This window comes from Herbaspirillum sp. LeCh32-8, assembly GCF_017814915.1.
Taxonomy (GTDB): Bacteria; Pseudomonadota; Gammaproteobacteria; order Burkholderiales; family Burkholderiaceae_D; genus Herbaspirillum.
In genome coordinates this window covers 265063-284829 of the sequence record NZ_JAGIPZ010000006.1, presented here as the reverse complement: position 1 = coordinate 284829, position 19767 = coordinate 265063, and the positions used below count along the sequence as shown (strand labels likewise).

The following is a 19767-nucleotide window of genomic DNA, read 5'->3' as shown; positions in this document are numbered from 1 at the left end:
CGCAGGATGATAACCGCCATATGTCGGCGGCACGGTCTCCGTCATCTGTAACGGCCGGCTCTTATGTGCTGCGTGCCGACCTTAACCAATTGCCAATAATCAGGAAGCGCTGCCGTTGGTGCCGGTCAGGCGCGCCTTCATCTGCTCGAATTCCTTCTCGAAATCCAGCGTCTTGCGTTGGGTGCTCATGGCCATCAGGGCCTGGCTGCCGGCGCCGTCGGCGTCCGGCTTGAGCCAGATCCACAGGCGGCGCTCGCGGATGTACAGCATCGCGAACACGCCCAGCACCAGGAACAAACAACCGAGGTAGACCACCTTCTTGCCCGGCGAACGCGTCACCTGCAGCACCGAGGCCTTGATCTCGGTGAAACTGGTCAGCTGCAGGAACACCGGCGCCGGATAGAAGGCCGCATCGGCCAGCGCGTTGATCGCCAGCTGCAAGTACTTGCCGTGCGCCTCGTCGCTCTTGACCGGCTCCAGGCCGTCCGCGGCGCGCGCGGCCTGCCACAGCTCCCACATGCTGCCGTTGAGAATCTTCATGAAGATGTCGGCGGCCTTTTCCTGCTCGGCGGCGGGCAGCTTCTCGAGGAAGCGGGTGACGGCGATGAAGCCCGACACCTTGCCGTCGCCGGCGAAGATATCCAGTCCGCGCTGGGCCGATTGCTGCAGCTGCTCGCGCAGCGCGGCCGGCGCTTCGCGGCCGCTGGAGATCGCCTGCCGGGCGTAGCGACGCGCGGCTTCCTGGCGCAGGGCCGGATTGGCCAGCGCCGCGCGCAGGCGCATCCACTCGACCACGCTGTCGTTGTCGTCGGCCGGAATGCGCAGGTAGCGGAACGGCTGGTCGGGCTGCTCGCGCATGCCGGCCAGGAACACGTAGGCGCCGTCGATCTGCAGCGACTGCATGTAATTGAAGTACTCGCGCGCCTGGCCGGTCTTGTCGCGCAGCTTGTACTGCACGCTCGGGCCGACGTTCTTGAAGTCCTTGGTGTTGACGCTCTTGGCGCTGGAGCCCAGGTGCTTGTCGAGGTTGCCCATGAAGCCGCTGTTGACCGACTTGCCGACGTTGACTGCGCGCGCGTCGCCGGAAGTCGAACCCGATCCGGCGGCGCTGCCGGCGGTGTTCATGTTTTCCACGTTAAAGGGACGAAAACCGCTCCACTCCACCGTGTAGTCGCCCATGCCCTGCGGCAGCGGCGTGCTGCCGCTGACTTCGCCGGCAAAGTCGAAATGGCCGTTGCCCGCGCCGCGCATCGGATAGCCGACCAGCTTCAACTTGCTGCCGCCGTCTTCGAAGCTGGATTGATAGATCGCCACGTTCTTGTAGATCAGCGGCTCGTTGACCTTGATGGTGGCGGCGGTTTCGTGGCCGGTCTCATGATCGCGCACTACCACTTCGCTGGCGAACAGCTTGGGCATGCCGGTCGAGTAGAACTCGATGATGAAGCGCTTCAGGTGGATGGAGAACGGCAGGTCCTGGATCATCACGCCATCCTGCTGCGGGATGATGGCGGTGCTGCTGGTCGAACCTTCCGGGATCATGGTATTGCCGCGGAAGGTCGGGTTGCCGATACCCAGGCGATAACGGTCGGGGATCTGCGAGATGATGCCGTTGCCGGCGAAGGCCTGCTTGCCGTAGAACCATTGCTGGAAGCGGATCGGCAAGTCGGAGTCGAGCAAGCCGCCCAGGCAGATGATGACGATGGCCGCATGCGCGAAGATGTAGCCCCACTTGTTGGCCGCGCCCTGCTTGGCCGCCAGCAAGGTGCTGCCGTCTTTGTCGACCAGCTTGACCTTGTAACCGCGGCCGGCCACCTGCCTGGCCAACACCGCCGCCGCTTGCGCCGGCGCGCCGGCGATGCGCCATTCGGCCTTATGGTGGAAATTGCGCAGCGACTGCTCGCGCACGTTGTCGCGCCAGCTCTTGACGTCGCGCAGCATCTTGGGCGCATTGCGCGCGATGCACAGCGAGGTCGACAGCACCAGAAAGCCCATGATCAGCAGGAACCACCATGCCGAATACACCGCATACAGGCCCAGCTTGTTGAACACCTCGAACCAGAACGGGCCGAACTGGTTGACGTAGTTGGGCATCGGCTCGTTCTGCTTCATCACCGTGCCGATCACCGAGGCGATGGCGATCAGCGTCAACAGGCTGATGGCAAAACGCATCGATGACACCAGCTCCACCGCGTCGCCGAGCCAGCGCTGCCGGGTCCTGAGTTGTATGCCTGCGGTACTGCCTGTCATAAGTGCTACCTTTAAATACTGCTCAGCCCTGCTCCGTCCTCCGGCAGGAAGCCGTCAACAGGCCTCCTGCCACACAGGCGTTGAAGGGGTGTTCAAGAAGATTCGTGACAATAGACGATGCGCCAGCCTTCAGGGCGCTTTTGCCACACAGCGGAATAAATGGTCATGGAGCGCAGCTGTTTGCCGTCTGCCTGCGTGCGAACTGAACCGATGCTTGCCGTTTCCAACATGAGATCGGGGGAGAGCACCTGAAAAACCGGCTGATCTTCCCTCGTATACACGGCATCGGTTTTTCCGTTACCCCACCAAGCGGTCTGCTGCACATGCAATGCATCCCAGCCCCTCACTTTTTTCGTATTGTAGACAAAGATCAGGTCGGGTTCTTTGACGTAGTACTTCAAATGCTTGTCGACGTTGTGCTCGTTGGCCGCGGCCAGCATTTCATTTGACATGGCCCGGATCTCTTCTTCGGGCGTTGCCGCACTCGCCGGAGCCGTCACGGTCAGCCCCGCCATCATGGCCACAGAGACAATAAGAAAGTACCAACGCCCCACACGGGCCTTGCATTGCGCTTGAAACTTCATAACACACCTCCAAAGTTAGACTCAAAAAACGCACGGACAGCTGTGCGAGTTGCGACTCTAACGACGGGGGTAACATTTATTTCCAAAGTAGCGATGTTAACACCAACAAATAAAAAAGGAGCGACACCCCTGCCGCTCCTCTTTATTGACTGCCACCCGACGCTTACTTCAGGCCGGCGATGTAGTCCGCCACCGCTTTGATTTCCTTGTCCGACAGGCGCTCGGCGATGGCCGTCATCTGCGGGCTGTTGGTGCGGCCGCCGCCACGGAAGTTGGTCAGCTGGGCCACGGTGTAGTCCTGATGCTGGCCCGCCAGGCGCGGATACTGCGCGGGGATGCCGGCGCCGTTGGGGCTGTGGCAGCCGGCACAGGCCGGTACGTTCTTGGCGGCAATGCCGCCGCGCCAGATGTGCTTGCCCAGGTCGATGGTGTCCTTGTTCTTGGCCGCGCCGGGCTTGGGCGCCTGCGCCGACAGGAAGGCCGCGAGGTTCTTGATGTCCTCGTCGGTCAGGGCCTTGGCCAGCGGCGACATCACCGGGTTGTTGCGCTCCGGCGTGCGGAAGTTCATCAGCTGCTTGGCGATATAAGCCTCATGCTGGCCGGCCAGCTTGGGGTTCTGCGTGATGGTGGAGTTGCCTGCGGCACCGTGGCAGGACACGCAGGCCACGATGTTGCGGGCGTTATCGCCGTTGGTGTAGAGGGTTTCGCCTTTGGCCGGATCGGCTTTGGCTACTGCTTTTTTTTCATCAGCGGCATGTGCCAGGGAAGACACTGCCAGCACTGCAACAAACACGGACTGCAAGAATGGGGAAAAGGCACGGTTCATTCGTCACCCTAATACTTATTGTGGTTGTGGAATTAGAGCGTATTAGGCACTTTTACAGGCCCCGCGCAGCCCCGGGAAGGGATTGGCTGCAAGGCGCGGCAACGCGCCGTAGCGGTGCTACGGCAAGGCGTCGCAACGCCGCAGACGGTCCCTTCGCGGGGCTGCCCGAAGGGTTCGGTCAAGGAGAGCACATGTCAGCGTTGCGATGCTCGTACAGGGCACCGCCCTGTACAGCACACCGCGCCTTGCCCTGCACTCTCCTCGACCGAACGCGGGGCCTGTAAAAGTGCCTAACACGCTCTGCGATTCTGCCCGTTTGGCGGCTGGCTGCCCCCTACTCAAATGCCGGTCTTTTGACCTGTCTCCAATGGCCGCCATATTTTTTGATTGCTTGGCGTCAACACGGCAATGGGTATCGGGCCATTGTACAATAGCTTTTCTGCGTTTCCAGTCCCCTCTTTCGGATTTCCCCCCACCATGTCGCAACTTTGGCAAGCCCGCTTTTTCACCACCGTCAACCATCTGCGGGACCTGCCCAAGACTACCGTGCCGGAAATCGCCTTCGCCGGCCGTTCCAACGCCGGCAAGTCGACCGCGATCAATATCCTGTGCAACCAGAAGCGCCTGGCCTTCGCCTCGAAGACGCCGGGTCGCACCCAGCACATCAATTTCTTCTCCGTCGGCGGCGCCCACGTGGGCCAGCACCGCAATGACGAAGCGCGCCCGGACGAGATCCGCGCGATGATCGTCGACCTGCCGGGCTACGGCTACGCCGAAGTCTCGGGCGGCGCCAAGCATCACTGGCAGGCGCTCTTGGGCGACTACGTGCGCCTGCGTCCGCAGCTGGCCGCGCTGGTGCTGATCGTCGATTCGCGCCGCCCGTTCACCGAGCTGGATATCCAGATGATCGAGTGGTTCGCCCCCACCGGCAAACCCATCCATTGCATCCTCAGCAAGGCCGACAAGCTCAACCGCAACGACGCCACCAACGCGTTGCGCCAGGCGCGCACTTTCCTGGAAAGCTATGTCGATGCGGATGGCAAGCCCTTCCCGTTCACGGCCCAGCTGTTCTCGGCATTGAAGCGCATCGGGCTGGACGAGGCCAACGACCGCATCCTGGAAATGGCCGGCCTGCTGGATGAGCCGGACACCGGCGAGACGCAGGTCGCAACCGACGACCAGACCGAACAATGATCGCCGACAAGGCGCATTGGATCGAAAAAAGGTAAAAGAGGAAAACCGGAGGAGAGAAAAAAGACCCTGGAGAAAGTGAACCATCTCCAGGGCCGAACGCCTTTCGCTCGCGCGATCGGCCCCGCTCAGGGAGGGAAGGGGAAGCGGGGGGCAACGAATTGCCCGAACACAAGATAAAGTAATCTTCAAGGAAGGTTGTCGAGTCCGCCCCAAAACCCGGCAACTTTCAGAATTTAACGAGAAATATCTAGAATTTATTCTAGGTTATCGTCCGTTAGCCTCATTTTGAACTGAAAGAAGCCAATGCCAGTTTCCGATTCCCGTCCGCAAGCCGCCTACCCCGCCATCCGCATGCGCCGCATGCGCCGCGACGCCTTCTCGCGCGCGCTGATGGCTGAAAACGTGATCACCGCCGCCGACCTGATCTACCCGGTCTTCGTCCAGGAAGGCCAGAATCTGCGCACAGCGGTGCCCTCGCTGCCCGGCGTCGATCGCCTCTCGCTGGACACCCTGCTGCCGGTGGCCGAAGAATGCGTCAAGCTGGGCGTGCCGGTCATGGCGCTGTTCCCGGTGATCGATCCTGCGCTGAAGACGCCTGACGGCATCGAAGCCACCAACCCGGACGGCCTGATCCCGCGCGTGGTGCGCGCGCTGAAGGATCGCTTCCCCGAGCTGGGCGTGCTGTGCGACGTCGCGCTGGACCCCTACACCAGCCACGGCCAGGACGGCGTGCTCGACGACACCGGCTACATCCTCAACGACGAAACCATCGCACTGTTGGTTAAACAGGCCAAGACCCAGGCCGATGCCGGCGTCGACGTGGTCGCCCCGTCGGACATGATGGACGGCCGCATCGCCGCCATCCGCGCCATGCTGGAGTCGAGCGGGCATATCTACACCCGCATCATGGCCTACTCGGCCAAGTACGCCTCGGCCTTCTACGGTCCCTTCCGCGACGCGGTCGGCTCGGCCGCCAACCTCGGCAAGGGCAGCAAGTCCACTTACCAGATGGATCCGGCCAACAGCAACGAAGCGCTGCGCGAAGTCGCGCTGGATCTCCAGGAAGGCGCCGACATGGTGATGGTCAAGCCCGGCATGCCCTATCTGGACATCGTGCGCCGCGTGAAGGATGAGTTCAAGGTGCCGACCTTCGCCTACCAGGTCAGCGGCGAATACGCGATGATCAAGGCCGCCGCCCAGAACGGCTGGCTGGACCACGACAAGACCATGATGGAAGCCATGATGGCCTTCAAGCGCGCCGGCGCCGACGGCGTGCTGACCTACTTCGCGCTGGACATCGCGCGCAAGCTGAAGCAGGCCTGAGCCGCCCGCCATGAGCGCCGACGCCGGCGGTATCGATATCTTCAGCCGGCACCGGCCGCGCCTGTTCGGCGTCGCCTATCGCATGCTGGGCTCGCGCAGCGACGCCGACGACGTGCTGCAGGATGCCTGGCTGCGCTGGCACAACCAGGACGCCGCGGCGCTGGATTCGCCCGAGGCCTGGCTGGTCACCGTGGTCACCCGGCTGTGCATCGACCGCCTGCGCCAGGCGCAGCAGGAACGCCTGTCCTACGTCGGCCACTGGCTGCCGGAGCCGCTGGTGGACCTGGCCGAGGCCGGCCCCGATATCGACCTGTTCGGCCACGCCATGCTGGCGCCCTCGCCCGAGTCGCTGCTGGAACAGCACAGCGACGTCTCCTTCGCCTATCTGCTGCTGCTCGAGCGCCTCAAACCCGAGGAGCGCGCCGCCTTCCTGCTGCGCGAAGTGTTCGACAACGACTATCCCGACATCGCCGCCATCCTGCAAAAGAGCGAAGCCGGCTGCCGCCAGCTGGTGCATCGCGCGCGCGAACGGCTGGCCCGGCAGGAGGATGCCGGCCCGCGCAGCGCAACGCCGCGCAAGGCGCTGCGCGCGGCCTCCAGCTCGCCCAATGCCGTCTCCCGCGAAGCGCACCACACCCTGCTGCAAAAGTTCATGCAGGCGGTGCAAAGCGGCGAGCGCGAGGCCATGCTGAGCCTGCTGGCGGAAGACGCCCGCCTGATCGGCGACGGCGGCGGCAAGGTGTCGTCCTTCCCCCACCCGCTGTTCTCGGGACAGCGCATCTCCTGGCTGTACTACGCCAACATGCGCCGCTTCGGCCAACGCATTGCCTATCGCGCCGCCTGGATCAACGGCAGCCCCGGCCTGCTGCGTTATGTGGATGGCAAGCTGGAATCAGCCCAGGTGCTGGAGACCGAGAACGGCCTCATCGCCGAGATCTACGTAGTGCGCAATCCCGACAAGCTGGCCGCGATCGCGCGCCAGACCCTGGCCGCCTGAGATCTTTTTTCACTTTTTTCGCAAAAGCTGTCACAAGCCGACCGGCTGCTCCGTCTTGTGGAGGTACAGCGGCAATTCATGCCGATGTCCCATCCCAACCCAAAGGAGAAAGCCATGTCGGACTTCAAGCAACGCCTGCAACACACCAAGCTCGCCGCGCCCGCCTTCAACGCCCTGCTCAAGGCCAGCGAGGCCGTGCACACCAGCGGCGTCGATCCCAAGTTGCTGGAACTGATCTTCCTGCGCGTGTCGCAGATCAACGGCTGCGCCTTCTGCGCCGACATGCATTCGCACGACCTGCTCAAGTCCGGCGAAGACCAACAGCGCCTGAACACCCTGGCCGCCTGGCGCGAGATCGCCTTCTTCACCGAACAGGAACGCGCCGCGCTGAACTGGGCTGAGCGTTTCACCGACCTGAAGAACCAGGACGGCGAGCAAGAAGACGCCGCCTTCGCGCTGATGCAGCAGCACTTCAGCGAATCCGAGATCGCCAACATCACCTTCGCGGTGGCGATCATCAATGCGTGGAATCGTCTGGGTGTATCGATGCGTCCGCAGGTGATGCGTCGTAGCTGAGCGTCGTCAACGTCACACGAACGCGACGAACGACACTGGGTCCCGGCCTGCGCCGGGACGACACTGAAGAGGGGACTTGAACCGCTGCCGGTTCGAGTCGCCACAGAGTTGTCGCCCTGACGAAGGTCAGGACCCAGCGTCGTTAAGCCTGTGCCGCACTTCACGAAACACATCTGAGCACACTCGCTTGATCTGATCGACGTGCAGAGCCCCGACGGACGAAAAAAAACGCACCCCGGTTTCCCGGGATGCGCTGAACATGGTCCGATCCACATCAGACTTGGTGCTCAAAATCGTGCGGGCGGCGATGCATCAGCCGCCCGGCTTGTTATGTCAGCTTGCGCCGGCCGTGATCACTTCCACAGGGCGCACTTCGACTCGGCCTTGGTCATGTAGGCCTGCTCCCCGGGGATGGTCTGTACCAGCTTGTAGTAGTCCCACGGGCGCTTGGATTCCGACGGCTTCTTCACTTCCATCAGGTACATGTCGTGCACCATGCGGCCGTCCGGGCGGACCACGCCGTTGCTGGTGAAGAAGTCGTTGATCTTGTTCTTGCGCAGGTAGTCCATCACCTTGTCGGCGTCGGTGCCGCCCACCGCCTTGACCGCCTTCAGGTACTGGCCCACGGCGGAGGCATCGCCGGCCTGGAACATGGTCGGCATCTTCTTCATCTTGCCGAAGTAGCGATTGCCCCATGCACGCGCCTGGTCGTTCATGTCCCAGTACCAGCCGTCGGTGAGGTACATGCCTTGCGTGACCTGCAGGCCCAGCGCGTGGGTGTCGGTGATGAAGATCAGCAGGCCGGCCAGCTTCATGGTCTTGTTCACGCCGAACTCGTTGGCCGCCTTGATGGCATTGATGATGTCGCCGCCCGCCACCGCCAGGCCCAGGATCTGCGCCTTGGAGGACTGCGCCTGCAGCAGGAAGGACGAAAAGTCCGAGGTCGCCAGCGGCGCACGCACCTGGCCCACCACGGTGCCGCCGCCGGCCTTGACGACGTCGCTGGTGTCCTTCTCCAGCGAGGTGCCAAAGGCGTAGTCGGCGGTGACGAAGAACCACGACTTGCCGCCCTGCTTGGTGATGGCCGCACCCGTGCCGCGCGCCAGCGCGGTGGTGTCGTAGGCGTACTGGATGGTGTAGGCGTTGCATTCCTCGTTGGTCTGGCGCGTGGTGCCGGCGCCGACCGAGATGAAGACCTTCTTCTTCTCGCCCGCGACCTTGCCCATGGCCAGGCTGGCGGCGGAGTTCACGCCACCGACCAGCATGTCCACGCCGTCGCGGTCGAACCATTCACGCGCCTTGTTGGCGGCGATGTCGGCCTTGTTCTGGTGATCGGCGAAGACGAACTCGATCTTCTTGCCGTTGATGCTGCCGCCGGCATCGGCAATGGCCATCTTGATGGCTTCGATGCCGCCCTGGCCGTCCATGTCGGCGTAGGTGCCCGACAGGTCGGTGATGAAGCCGATCTTGATGGTGTCGCCGGCGGCTTGGGCCGGCAGGGATGCGCCGAACGCGGCGCAGACGGCGGCCGACAATGCCGCGCGTTTGATGATGTTCTTCAACAAGGTCTCCTCCTGATGATGTAAGCCGCGGCGGTGCGCCGCGAACCCGTTTCGATTTCTTGTGGTGTTCTTGTTCGACGCCGCAATCGAGTGCGGCGAAGCTGGTGCAAGTGCTGGTGCTGCAGGAAACTGCAATGTTGCCGGCATGCGCCGCGCATTCACGCGCGGCGCACACCTTGTTGAGAAAGGACGATCAGCCCACGGTGGCGCGCGTCTGTTCGCCATCCACCAGGCGCAGCAGGCCCAGCGGGTTGGCGTTCTTCAGCGGCGCCGGCAGCATGCTGTCCGGGTAGTTCTGGTAGCACACCGGGCGCAGGAAGCGCTCGATGGCCAGCGTGCCCACCGAGGTGCCGCGCGCGTCGGAGGTGGCCGGGTACGGACCGCCGTGGACCATCGCGTCGCACACTTCAACGCCGGTCGGATAACCGTTGAGCAGCAGGCGGCCGGCCTTCTGTTCCAGGATCGCGATCAGGTCTTCATTACCCTGCAGGTCGCCGATCTCGGCTTGCAGCGTGGCGGTCAGCTGGCCGTGCATGTTGGCGGCGAAGTCCAGCAGCTGTTCGCGGCTTTCCAGTTCGACGATCACGGTCGAGGGGCCGAACACTTCTTCTTCCAGCGGCGCTTCCTTGGAGAACAGCAGCGAAGCATCCGCCTGGAACAGGTGCGGCACCGCCTGGGTGTAGCTGCTGCCGCCGGTGGAGATCACCTTCACGCCGGGCAGCTGGGTCAGGCGCGCCACCCCGCTGTTGTAGTGCGACAGGCCGCCGCTGTTCAACATGGTGGCCGGGTTGGCGCCGCCGAAGGCCGCCGACAGTTGCTCGATGAAGGCCGACAGCTCGGGCGACTTCACGCCCATCAGCAGGCCCGGGCTGGTGCACAGCTGGCCCACGCCGACGGTGACCGAGCCGGCCAGGTCCTTGGCGATGGATTCGCCGCGCACCTTCAGCGCCTCGGGCATCAGGATGATGGGGTTGATGCTCGACATTTCGGCGAACACCGGGATCGGCTGCGGACGCGCCGCAGCCATGTCGCACAGCGCGCGACCGCCGCGCAGCGAACCGGTGAAGCCGACCGCCTGGATGCCGGCGCTCTTGACCAGCTGGGCGCCGACGCGGTCGCCGTAGATCATGTTGAAGGTGCCGGCCGGCATGCCGGTCTTCTTCACCGCGCGCTCGATGGCGTCAGCCACCAGCTCGGAGGTCACCATGTGGCCGGTGTGGGCCTTGAACACCACCGGGCAGCCTGCGGCCAGCGCGGCCGCGGTATCGCCGCCGGCCACCGAGAAAGCCAGCGGGAAGTTGCTGGCGCCGAACACGGCCACCGGGCCTACGCCGATCTTGTACTGGCGCACATCCGGACGCGGCAGCGGCTTGCGCTCGGGCAGCGCGGTGTCGATGCGCGCGCCGTAGAAATCGCCGCGGCGCAGCACCTTGGCGAACAGGCGCATCTGGCCGCTGGTGCGGCCGCGTTCGCCGGTCAGGCGCGGTGCGGCCGGCAGTGCGGTTTCGCGCACCACTTGCGCGATAAAGTCGTCGCCCAGCGCGTCGATCTCATCGGCGATCGCTTCCAGGAAGGCGGCGCGCTGCTCCGAGGTGGTGGCGCGGTAGGCCGGGTAAGCCTTCTCGGCCGCGTGCACGGCGGCGGCCACTTCCTTTTCGGTCGCGGTCAGGAAGGGTGTCTCGAACAAGGCGCCGGTGGCGGCGTCCACGCTGTGCAGTTGCTCGCTGCCTTCGCCGCTGCGTTGGCCGCCGATGTAGTTGTGTCCCAGAATCTTGAAGCTCACGGTGTTCTCCTGCTGTGTTCGTTGGCGCCGTCCTTGCGGATCATGCGCGAATGGCCGCGCCCGCGAAACGGGAACGGCCGGTGGTTGGGTCAGGCGCTTGCGCGCATCGCTGCGCGCACGCCGTCATTTTGCGTCATCACATGGACTGCTGCAGCATGCGTTCGTAGTCGGCTTCCGAAGCCACGCGCGGATTGGTCTTGTGGCTGTGGTCGGCCAATGCGCCCTTGATGATCCTGGGGAACATGTCGACCGTCACGCCCAGCTCGCCCAAGCCTGCGGGCAGGCCCAGACGCTTGCTCATGGCCTTGATCGCGAGGCCGATCTCGGCGCCGCTCTGCAGGCCCATGGCATGCGCCATGCGCGCCATCTTGTTGTCCTTGACCATGGTCTCGGCGCTTTCGTTGAAGGCGATGATGGCCGGCAGGAAGATGGCGTTCAGGGTGCCGTGGTGCAGCTTGGGATTGATGCCGCCCAGCGAGTGCGACAGGCTGTGCACGCAACCCAGGCCCTTCTGGAACGCCATCGCGCCTTGCATCGACGCGCTCATCATGTTCAGGCGCGCTTCGCGATCGCCCGGCTCCTTGGTGGCGCGCTCGATGTGCGCCCAGGCGCGCCACAGGCCGTCCAGCGCGATACCGTCGGCCGGCGGGTTGAAGGCCGGCGCCATGAAGGTTTCCAGGCAATGGGCAATGGCATCCATACCGGTGGCCGCGGTCATCAGCGGCGGCAGGCCCAGCGTCAGTTCCGGATCGCAGATGGCGACCTTGGGCACGATGAACGGGGACAGCACGCCGACCTTGCGGCCGTCGTCGAGGATCAGGATGGCGCCGCGGCCGACTTCGCTGCCGGTGCCGGCGGTGGTCGGGATGGCGATCACCGGCGCGGTCTTGGCGGTGATGTTGGACAGGCCGCCTTCGATCAGCGCGAAGGATTTCAGCGGACCTTCGTGCGTGCCGCACACCGCCACGCCCTTGGCCAAGTCGATCGAGGACCCGCCGCCGACGGCCACGATGCCGTCACAGCCGGCTTCGCGAAACATCGCCACGGCGCCGCGCACGGCGTTCTCGTTCGGGTTGGGGGGAGTCTGGTCGTACACGGCGACGGATGCGCCGTCCTTCAATTGGCCCAGCACCTTGTCGAGGATGCCGGCGTTGCGGATGCCCATGTCGGTCACGACCAGCGGCTTCTTGATGCCGAAGCGCTCGCACTCCTGCTGCAGCAGCGACAGCGCGCCGTAGTCGAACTGGACCTGGGTAATGTAATTGATGAGTGCCATCACATAGCCTTGATTTATAGATGTCAGCCCCACGGCGGCCCGGGCGTCCTGCCTGGCGGGAATCGTCCGGAGAACCGGTTTTCCGCATGCAGCCGTGGTTTGGAAAGCCAGACTCTAAGCCAATGCGCACGCCTTGCCTAATGAGAGCTGTTGATATGGGTATAACCAACCGTCATACTTGAGGCTTTTCCGCCCGGGAGCCGCCATGCAAGCCACCCTGCCCTCGCTCGTCTCGATCACCTCCAGGTTGCACCTGAGGCAACTGCGCCTGTTGATCGCCCTGTCCGATCACGGTTCGCTGCTCAAGGCGGCGGAGCAGGTGGCCCTGACCCAGCCCGGCGCCAGCAAGGCCTTGCAGGAAATCGAGAGTACCCTGGGCGCGCAGCTGTTCACCCGCACCAACCGCGGCCTGGAGCCGACCGACCTCGGCCATTGCGTGATCCGCTATGCGCGACTGATCCAGACCGACCTCACCCACCTGCGCGAGGAAATGCTGTCGATCATGCAAGGCAACGGCGGGCGATTGGCGGTGGGCACCATCATGGGTGCGGTGCCGCTGCTGACCGATGCACTGACGCGCCTGCTGGAGAAACGCCCGTCGCTGTCGGTGGAAATCGTCGAAGACACCAGCGCGCGGCTGTTGCGCCTGTTGGATCAGGGTCGGCTGGACATGGCGATCTGCCGCACCAGCATCAGCCAGCGCCCGCATCTCTACGACGCCTTCAACATCCATGACGAGCAGCTGGCGGTGGTGGCCAGCGTCAACCATCCGCTGGCGCATGCGCAGGAGCTGCAGCTGTCCGACCTGGCTGATTCGCGCTGGGTGGTCTACTCGGCCAACATGCCGATGCGGGTCTCGCTGGAGCGCGAATTCCACGACGCCGACCTGCGCTTCCCGCTGCACCTGATGGAAACCACCTCGGCCTTCACCACGCTCTCGCTGCTGCAGAAGAATCCGCATTTCGTGGCGCTGCTGTCGGTCGATGTGGCGCAGTTCTGCACGCGCTTCGGCATGACCTGCATCCTGCCGCTGCAGCTGCACACCCGCAGCGAGCCCTATCAGCTGGTGACGCGCCACGGCACGCAACTTTCGCCGGTGGCGCGGCTGTTCATCGAAGATTTCGCGCAGGCGATGGCGCCGGAGGCGATGACGGCGCGCTGAACCGTCTCCTGCACAATTGCGCGTCCATCATGATGACGCACCCATGAAAAAAGCGCTCCCGCGGGAGCGCTTTTTTTCCTGCCAAGCCGGCAGCGTCTTACTTGTTCGGCTGCGGGGTGATGCGCAGGTAAGGACGCGGGGACCTGTAGCCCTTCGGGTACTTCTGCTTGATCACTTCCTCATCCTTGACCGACAGCGGGATGATCACGTCGTCGCCGTCCTTCCAGTTGCCCGGGGTGGCCACGGTGTAGCCGTCGGTCAGCTGCAGGGCGTCGATCACGCGCAGCACTTCGTCAAAGTTGCGGCCGGTGCTCATCGGGTAGGTGATGATCAGGCGCACCTTCTTCTTCGGGTCGATCACGAACAGCGAGCGCACGGTGGCGGTCTCGGACTGGTTCGGGTGGATCATGTCGTACAGGCCCGCGACCTTCTTGTCGACGTCGGCCACGATGGGGAAGCCCACCACGGTCTGCTGGGTTTCCTCGATGTCCTTGATCCACTGGTTGTGGGCCTCGGCGCCGTCCACCGACAACGCGATGGCCTTGACGTTGCGCTTGTCGAACTCGGGCTTGAGCTTGGCGGTCAGGCCCAGCTCGGTGGTGCAGACCGGCGTGAAGTCGGCCGGGTGGGAGAACAGCACGACCCAGGAGTCGCCTGCCCAGTCATGGAATTTGATCTTGCCGATGGAAGAGTCTTGTTCGAAATCGGGTGCGGTATCGCCCAGGCGCAGGGTCATGACAGTCTCCTTGTTGGGGAATGAGGGGAAAAGAGAACGCTGACTATAACGTGGGGGAGGTTTTACTCCAACAACTATTAAGTCTTATCCAAATAACGCCGAGCAATGACGAGCTTGCCGACGAAGAAACACGTTCGGAAACGCGTCCGGCCGCTCGTGAAGGCGGCCGGTACAGGGAAAAAGCAGAAGTGAACGGGTTACAGGCTTTGCAAGGTAGCCATGAAGCGCTCGGCATCCTGATAACCGATCACGCGGCGCTCGGCCAGCTCCTTGCCGTCGCCATTGAAGAACATGATGCCCGGCGGGCCGAACAGATTGAAGCGCTTGAGCATCGCGCGGTCGTCGGCGTTGTTGGCGGTGACGTCGATCTGCAGCAGCAGCATCCGGCCGAAGCGCTCCTGCACCCGTGCGTCGCTGAAGGTGAAACGCTCCATCTCCTTGCAGGAGACGCACCAGTCGGCATAGAAATCCAGCATCACCGGGCGACGCTCGCCGGCGGCATTCTGCGCCAGCGCGGCGTCGAGCTCGGCCGACGAGCGCACCCTGACGAAATCGGTGTGCGTGGCCGCTTGGCCGGCGCCATGCAGCTGCGACAGCGGCGCCAGCGGATCGCGCCCGCCGGTGGCCACATTCACCAGCTGCAGCAGGCCGAGCGCGGCGAACGCCAGGCCGAAGCCGCGCGCCACCCAGCCCGGCGGACGCGACCACAGCAGGAAGGCGCCGTAGCCGATGCCCAGCACCGCCCAGCCCAACACCTGCAACCAGGCAGGAATCACCGGCGACACCATCCACAGCGCCGTTCCCAGCATCAGCACGCCGAAGAAGCGCTTGACCGCATCCATCCAGGCGCCGGCGCGCGGCAGCAGCGCCCCGGCGGAAGCGCCGATCAGCAGCAGTGGCACGCTCATGCCTGCGGCCATGGCAAACAGGGCGCTGCCGCCCAGCACCACGTTGCCGGTCTGGCTGATGTAGAGCAGCGCACCGGCCAGCGGTGCGGCCACGCAGGGGCCGACGATCAGCGCGGAGATCGCCCCCATCAGGAACACGCCCACCCATTTGCCGCTGCCGCCGCCGGAGGCGTCCGACAATTTCGATTGCAGCGACGCCGGCACCTGCAAGGTGTAGACGTCGAACATCGACAGGGCGAGGCCCGCCATCAGCAAGGCGAAGGCGCCGAGGATCCAGGGGTTCTGCAGATAGGCCGACAGGCCTTCGCCCAGCATGCCGGCGGCCACGCCCAGCGCGGTGTAGACCAGCGCCATGCCGATCGCGTAATCCACCGACAGCAGGAAGCTGCGCGCGCGCGCTCCAGAGGCATTGGCGCCGCCCTGCTGGCCGACGATGATGGAGGAGAGGATGGGCACCATCGGCAGCACGCAGGGCGTGAACGACAGGCCGACGCCGAGAATGAAGAACAGCGACAGGATGCTCCACAAGCGGCCGCTCTTGAGCACGGCGGCGATGCCGTCAAGGTCGCTGCCGCCTGCCGCCCCCTGCGCAGCCGCGTCGCCGCTCACACCCTTGACCACGATGCCGGCGGCCTGCGACGACATGGACAGCGTCAGGGTCATCGGCGGATAGCACAGGCCCTTGTCGGCGCACCCCTGCGAAACCGCATGCACGGTGAAGTTGCCGGCGGCGCCGGACACCGGCACGCGCACGGCCACCGCCTGGTGATAGGTCTCGACCTCCTTCTGGAAATTCTCATCGTACTTGGTGACGCCATGCGGGAATTGCGGCTCGCCCAGCGTCGCGCCTTCGGCGCTGAAATGGAAGCGATCGCGGTACATGTAATAGCCGTCGGCGATCTTGTAGCTCAGCTCCAGCGTACCGGCGTCGAGCATGCGGGCGCTGAGCTGGAAGGCTTGCTCCGGCGCCAAGTAGTCATCGGCAGCGTGCGCCGGGGGCGCCAGCACGGCGGCCAACGGCAGCAACAACATGACCAGCAACAGCAGGCGGCATAGGCCGGCGTCGATACGGTTGGGTGAGCGATGGGATGTCTTGTTCATGCGGTTCAAAGCGTTCCTTCACATCAGACGCGCAGGGGCTTGCCCGTCTCGTCCTGCATCCATGCCAGATAGGCCGGCAAGCCGGCCGACAACGGCAGGGCGACGATTTCCGGCACGTCGTAAGGGTGCGCCTCCAGGATCGCCTGTTCCAGCTCCTGGTAGCGCGCCTGCGTGGTTTTGATCAACAAGGGAATCTCGGTGGCATGCTCGATGGCGCCCTGCCAGCGATAGACCGACGCCACCGGCGCCTGGATATTCACGCACGCGGCCAGCCCCCGCTCGACCAACGTGCGCGCCAGCGATGTCGCCAGCGCCTGCTCCGGTACATTAGTCAGCACCAGCAACGGCTGGTTCAACAGCGATGATGTCATGTCTGCCCTCCTTGTCCATGCGCCGGCGCAGATGGCGGGCATGCGTTGCGCCGTATCCGTCAATTGTCACGCCGCCGGCGCAACCCATGCCGTATTCAACCACATCCGCACCGGCCGCGCCGCCATGCAACGCAAGGACAATGCGTGAAAGGATCCTGCATCGCGCTACTGAGCGCTAAAAACAAAAAAGCCAGGCAAAGCCTGGCTTTTTTTGTGTGACAACCGAAATTACTCGGCGGTCGGGACTGCTGCTTCGTCGGTGACTTCCGGACGATCGACCAGCTCGACGAATGCCATCGGAGCGTTGTCGCCTTGACGGAAACCCATCTTCAGGATGCGCAGGTAGCCGCCGTTACGGGCAGCGTAGCGCGGGCCCAGTTCGGCGAACAGCTTCAGCACGATTTCGCGATCGCGCAGGCGGCTGAAGGCCAGACGCTTGTTGGCCAGGGTGTCGGTCTTGCCCAGGGTCAGGATCGGCTCGACAACGCGGCGCAGTTCCTTGGCCTTCGGCAGGGTGGTCTTGATGGCTTCGTGCTTCAGCAGCGAAACGGTCATGTTGCGCAACATGGCCAGACGGTGGGACGAAGTACGATTCAGTTTGCGGAGACCGTGACGGTGACGCATGGTGATTTCCTTTCAGATAACAGTTTTGATCCAGTTCTTCGATCGGACGGGCTTGCAGCCTTGCCTGTCCGCGGACCGGTATATGACGATTAAAAAACGACGTTACAACTCAGGTACTACGTGATGCTGCATTCTTGCCGGTACGGCCGGGCGGATCTTCATCCGCGCCGGCCATGCCGTCAAAATTACTTCTCCAGGCCGGCAGGCGGCCAGTTTTCCAGCTTCATGCCCAGGGTCAGGCCACGCGAAGCCAGGACTTCCTTGATTTCGTTCAGCGACTTGCGACCCAGGTTCGGGGTCTTCAGCAGTTCGTTTTCGCTGCGCTGGATCAGGTCGCCGATGTAGTAGATGTTCTCGGCCTTCAGGCAGTTTGCCGAACGCACGGTCAGCTCCAGGTCGTCCACCGGACGCAGCAGGATCGGATCGACCTGCGGTGCGCGCGACGGCGCTTCCGCGGTCGCTTCGGTGCCTTCCAGGGCGGCGAACACGTTCAACTGGTCAACCAGCACGCGGGCCGATTGGCGGATCGCTTCTTCCGGGGTGATGACGCCGTTGGTCTCGATGTTCATGACCAGCTTGTCCAGGTCGGTACGCTGTTCCACACGCGCCGATTCGACGGCGTAGGAAACGCGGCGCACGGGCGAGAACGATGCGTCCAGGATGATGCGGCCGATGGTCTTGTTGGTGTCTTCCGACAGACGACGGACGTTACCCGGCACGTAGCCACGGCCCTTTTCGACCTTGATCTGCATGTCCAGCTTGCCGCCACCGGTCAGGTTGGCGATCACGTGGTCAGGGTTGATCAGTTCCACGTCGTGCGGCAGATCGATGTCGGAAGCCAGGACGACGCCTTCGCCTTCCTTCTTCAGGGTCAGGGTGACTTCGTCACGGTTGTGCAGCTTGAAAACCACGCCCTTCAGGTTCAGCAGGATATCGACCACGTCTTCTTGCACGCCGTCCAGCGACGAGTACTCGTGCACGACGCCGGCGATGGTGACTTCAGTCGGAGCGTAACCGGTCATGGTCGACAGCAGGACGCGACGCAGCGCGTTGCCCAGGGTGTGACCGTAACCGCGCTCGAACGGCTCCATCACGACCTTGGCGTGACCGGGAGCCAGTGCTTCCACTTCGATGATGCGGGGCTTCAACAAACTGTTTTGCATGAAATGTCCTTTTCAATACCCTCGGCTCGTTACACCGATAAGGCTGATGGCTTTCGGAAAAATGCCCACCGGGTGGTGGGCACGGGTGATGCAGTACTGCGGATTAACGCGAATACAGTTCGACGATCAGCGATTCGTTGACGTCGTTGGCGATCTCGGTGCGGTCCGGGAAGGACTTGAAGGTGCCTTCCAGCTTCTTCGCGTCAACGGCAACCCATGCCGGGAAACCGGTCGACTCGGCCAGCGACAGGGCTTCGGCGATACGCACTTGCTTCTTGGCCTTTTCGCGCACGGCGACGACGTCACCGGCCTTGACCAGGTAGGAAGCGATGTTCACGACTTGACCGTTCACGGTCAGGGCCTTGTGGGACACCAGCTGACGCGCTTCAGCGCGGGTCGAGCCGAAGCCCATGCGGTAGACGACGTTGTCCAGGCGCGATTCCAGCAGCTTCAGCAGGTTTTCGCCGGTGTTGCCCTTGCGGCGGTCGGCTTCGGCGAAGTAGCGGCGGAACTGACGCTCGAGGACGCCGTACATGCGCTTGACCTTCTGCTTTTCACGCAGCTGGTTGCCGTAGTCGGAGGTGCGGGCGCCCGAAGTGCGGCCGTGTTGACCCGGCTTGGAATCCAGCTTGCACTTGGAATCCAGCGAGCGGCGTGCGCTCTTCAGGAACAGGTCGGTGCCTTCGCGGCGGGAGAGTTTTGCTTTCGGTCCGATATAACGTGCCACAGTATTTCCTTTGATTAAATGACGTCCCGTACTGCCGGACGCTAGTCTGGCTTGCATGCAGCCAGACAGTGGTCTTAAGAACAAAACCCGCCAAGGTCATTGGCGGGTAGTTTCCGGCGCCTTGCGCGACCCTTTTCAGGGCAAATCACGCGAAGCGCAAGATTATACTACAAATTAGATGCGACGGCGCTTCGGCGGACGGCAGCCGTTGTGCGGGACCGGAGTCACGTCCTGGATCTGGGTGATCTTGATGCCCAGGTTGTTCAGAGCGCGCACTGCGGATTCACGGCCCGGGCCTGGGCCCTTGATACGCACTTCCAGGTTCTTGATGCCGCATTCGATCGCGACCTTGCCGGCAGTCTCAGCTGCGACCTGGGCTGCGAACGGAGTCGACTTGCGCGAACCCTTGAAGCCAGCACCACCCGAAGTCGCCCACGACAGAGCGTTGCCCTGACGGTCGGTGATCGTGATGATGGTGTTGTTGAACGAAGCGTGAACGTGCGCGATGCCTTCAGCAACGTTCTTCTTAACTTTCTTACGAACACGCGATGCTGCTGCGTTGTTGGGGGACTTTGCCATAATTTCTTCCTTGAATCCGACCAGTGAC

19 protein-coding genes are annotated in these 19767 nt (G+C 63.5%); 6 read left to right on the top strand and 13 right to left on the bottom strand.

What is annotated here, in order from left to right:
* Positions 1–99: 99 nt before the first annotated feature.
* The 3 genes from J8I26_RS13525 to J8I26_RS13515 form a co-directional block, all read right to left on the bottom strand.
* Positions 100–2247: a cytochrome c biogenesis protein ResB gene (locus J8I26_RS13525; protein WP_209607611.1), complete on the bottom strand. Its 2148-nt coding sequence runs from the start codon at positions 2245–2247 to the stop codon at positions 100–102.
* A 92-nt stretch (positions 2248–2339) separates the two neighbouring features.
* Entirely contained in the window at positions 2340–2831 is a 492-nt protein-coding gene (locus tag J8I26_RS13520; RefSeq protein ID WP_209607610.1) for a nuclear transport factor 2 family protein, read from the bottom strand.
* Positions 2832–2994: 163 nt separating this feature from the next.
* Positions 2995–3657 carry a c-type cytochrome gene (locus J8I26_RS13515; RefSeq protein WP_209607609.1) on the bottom strand — a complete coding sequence of 221 codons (663 nt, stop codon included), beginning with the start codon at positions 3655–3657 and terminating at the stop codon, positions 2995–2997.
* 477 nt (positions 3658–4134) lie between these two features.
* On the opposite strand from J8I26_RS13515, the gene yihA reads away from it, so the two are divergent.
* The 4 genes from yihA (at position 4135) to J8I26_RS13495 (ending at position 7747) form a co-directional block, all read left to right on the top strand.
* A complete protein-coding gene (yihA, locus tag J8I26_RS13510) occupies positions 4135–4851 on the top strand; it encodes a ribosome biogenesis GTP-binding protein YihA/YsxC (protein ID WP_209607608.1) in 717 nt (238 codons plus the stop codon).
* 303 nt (positions 4852–5154) lie between these two features.
* Positions 5155–6174 (top strand): porphobilinogen synthase, encoded by a 1020-nt coding sequence (gene hemB / locus J8I26_RS13505; RefSeq protein WP_209607607.1) that lies wholly within the window; start codon positions 5155–5157, stop codon positions 6172–6174.
* 10 nt (positions 6175–6184) lie between these two features.
* Entirely contained in the window at positions 6185–7171 is a 987-nt protein-coding gene (gene sigJ / locus J8I26_RS13500; protein ID WP_209607606.1) for an RNA polymerase sigma factor SigJ, read from the top strand.
* Between the two features lie 114 nt (positions 7172–7285).
* A complete protein-coding gene (locus J8I26_RS13495; protein WP_209607605.1) occupies positions 7286–7747 on the top strand; it encodes a carboxymuconolactone decarboxylase family protein in 462 nt (153 codons plus the stop codon).
* Between the two features lie 353 nt (positions 7748–8100).
* Here the strand turns inward: J8I26_RS13495 and J8I26_RS13490 are convergent, their stop codons facing one another.
* The 3 genes from J8I26_RS13490 to J8I26_RS13480 all read right to left on the bottom strand — a co-directional run bounded on the left by J8I26_RS13490 (position 8101) and on the right by J8I26_RS13480 (position 12368).
* Complete coding sequence (locus J8I26_RS13490) at positions 8101–9309, bottom strand: ABC transporter substrate-binding protein (protein WP_209607650.1); 1209 nt, start codon at positions 9307–9309, stop codon at positions 8101–8103.
* Positions 9310–9502: 193 nt separating this feature from the next.
* A complete protein-coding gene (locus J8I26_RS13485; RefSeq protein ID WP_209607604.1) occupies positions 9503–11092 on the bottom strand; it encodes an aldehyde dehydrogenase (NADP(+)) in 1590 nt (529 codons plus the stop codon).
* A gap of 136 nt (positions 11093–11228) precedes the next feature.
* Complete coding sequence (locus J8I26_RS13480; protein ID WP_209607603.1) at positions 11229–12368, bottom strand: iron-containing alcohol dehydrogenase; 1140 nt, start codon at positions 12366–12368, stop codon at positions 11229–11231.
* Between the two features lie 205 nt (positions 12369–12573).
* Between J8I26_RS13480 and J8I26_RS13475 the strand changes: the two genes are divergently transcribed.
* Entirely contained in the window at positions 12574–13530 is a 957-nt protein-coding gene (locus J8I26_RS13475; RefSeq protein WP_209607602.1) for a LysR family transcriptional regulator, read from the top strand.
* Positions 13531–13627: 97 nt separating this feature from the next.
* On the opposite strand, the gene J8I26_RS13470 is transcribed toward J8I26_RS13475, so the two are convergent.
* The 3 genes from J8I26_RS13470 to cutA form a co-directional block, all read right to left on the bottom strand.
* A complete protein-coding gene (locus tag J8I26_RS13470; RefSeq protein WP_209607601.1) occupies positions 13628–14266 on the bottom strand; it encodes a peroxiredoxin in 639 nt (212 codons plus the stop codon).
* A 197-nt stretch (positions 14267–14463) separates the two neighbouring features.
* On the bottom strand, positions 14464–16275 hold the full coding sequence (gene dsbD, locus J8I26_RS13465; RefSeq protein ID WP_209607600.1) for a protein-disulfide reductase DsbD: 1812 nt from the start codon (positions 16273–16275) through the stop codon (positions 14464–14466).
* 23 nt (positions 16276–16298) lie between these two features.
* Positions 16299–16646, bottom strand: coding sequence for a divalent-cation tolerance protein CutA (cutA, locus tag J8I26_RS13460; RefSeq protein WP_209607599.1), 348 nt, complete (start codon positions 16644–16646; stop codon positions 16299–16301).
* Between cutA and J8I26_RS13455 the strand changes: the two genes are divergently transcribed.
* Positions 16645–16794, top strand: a complete 150-nt coding sequence (locus J8I26_RS13455) for a hypothetical protein (protein ID WP_209607598.1) — start codon at positions 16645–16647, stop codon at positions 16792–16794. The genes cutA and J8I26_RS13455 overlap by 2 nt on opposite strands.
* Before the next feature lie 80 nt (positions 16795–16874).
* On the opposite strand, the gene rplQ is transcribed toward J8I26_RS13455, so the two are convergent.
* The 4 genes from rplQ to rpsK all read right to left on the bottom strand — a co-directional run bounded on the left by rplQ (position 16875) and on the right by rpsK (position 19739).
* Positions 16875–17270: a 50S ribosomal protein L17 gene (gene rplQ, locus J8I26_RS13450; protein ID WP_209607597.1), complete on the bottom strand. Its 396-nt coding sequence runs from the start codon at positions 17268–17270 to the stop codon at positions 16875–16877.
* Between the two features lie 185 nt (positions 17271–17455).
* Positions 17456–18433 (bottom strand): DNA-directed RNA polymerase subunit alpha, encoded by a 978-nt coding sequence (gene rpoA / locus J8I26_RS13445; protein ID WP_079217263.1) that lies wholly within the window; start codon positions 18431–18433, stop codon positions 17456–17458.
* Positions 18434–18536: 103 nt separating this feature from the next.
* Positions 18537–19160, bottom strand: a complete 624-nt coding sequence (rpsD, locus tag J8I26_RS13440; protein WP_209607596.1) for a 30S ribosomal protein S4 — start codon at positions 19158–19160, stop codon at positions 18537–18539.
* 174 nt (positions 19161–19334) lie between these two features.
* On the bottom strand, positions 19335–19739 hold the full coding sequence (gene rpsK, locus J8I26_RS13435; RefSeq protein ID WP_050469922.1) for a 30S ribosomal protein S11: 405 nt from the start codon (positions 19737–19739) through the stop codon (positions 19335–19337).
* Positions 19740–19767 lie beyond the last annotated feature (28 nt).

Bases quoted from the DNA above. Each gene is read 5' to 3' on its own strand.
- J8I26_RS13525 (WP_209607611.1), bottom strand. From the start codon at position 2,247: ATGACAGGCAGTACCGCAGGCATACAACTCAGGACCCGGCAGCGCTGG.
- J8I26_RS13520 (WP_209607610.1), bottom strand. From the start codon at position 2,831: ATGAAGTTTCAAGCGCAATGCAAGGCCCGTGTGGGGCGTTGGTACTTT.
- J8I26_RS13515 (WP_209607609.1), bottom strand. From the start codon at position 3,657: ATGAACCGTGCCTTTTCCCCATTCTTGCAGTCCGTGTTTGTTGCAGTG.
- yihA (WP_209607608.1), top strand. From the start codon at position 4,135: ATGTCGCAACTTTGGCAAGCCCGCTTTTTCACCACCGTCAACCATCTG.
- hemB (WP_209607607.1), top strand. From the start codon at position 5,155: ATGCCAGTTTCCGATTCCCGTCCGCAAGCCGCCTACCCCGCCATCCGC.
- sigJ (WP_209607606.1), top strand. From the start codon at position 6,185: ATGAGCGCCGACGCCGGCGGTATCGATATCTTCAGCCGGCACCGGCCG.
- J8I26_RS13495 (WP_209607605.1), top strand. From the start codon at position 7,286: ATGTCGGACTTCAAGCAACGCCTGCAACACACCAAGCTCGCCGCGCCC.
- J8I26_RS13480 (WP_209607603.1), bottom strand. From the start codon at position 12,368: ATGGCACTCATCAATTACATTACCCAGGTCCAGTTCGACTACGGCGCG.
- J8I26_RS13475 (WP_209607602.1), top strand. From the start codon at position 12,574: ATGCAAGCCACCCTGCCCTCGCTCGTCTCGATCACCTCCAGGTTGCAC.
- J8I26_RS13470 (WP_209607601.1), bottom strand. From the start codon at position 14,266: ATGACCCTGCGCCTGGGCGATACCGCACCCGATTTCGAACAAGACTCT.
- dsbD (WP_209607600.1), bottom strand. From the start codon at position 16,275: ATGAACAAGACATCCCATCGCTCACCCAACCGTATCGACGCCGGCCTA.
- J8I26_RS13455 (WP_209607598.1), top strand. From the start codon at position 16,645: ATGTCTGCCCTCCTTGTCCATGCGCCGGCGCAGATGGCGGGCATGCGT.
- cutA (WP_209607599.1), bottom strand. From the start codon at position 16,646: ATGACATCATCGCTGTTGAACCAGCCGTTGCTGGTGCTGACTAATGTA.
- rplQ (WP_209607597.1), bottom strand. From the start codon at position 17,270: ATGCGTCACCGTCACGGTCTCCGCAAACTGAATCGTACTTCGTCCCAC.
- rpoA (WP_079217263.1), bottom strand. From the start codon at position 18,433: ATGCAAAACAGTTTGTTGAAGCCCCGCATCATCGAAGTGGAAGCACTG.
- rpsK (WP_050469922.1), bottom strand. From the start codon at position 19,739: ATGGCAAAGTCCCCCAACAACGCAGCAGCATCGCGTGTTCGTAAGAAA.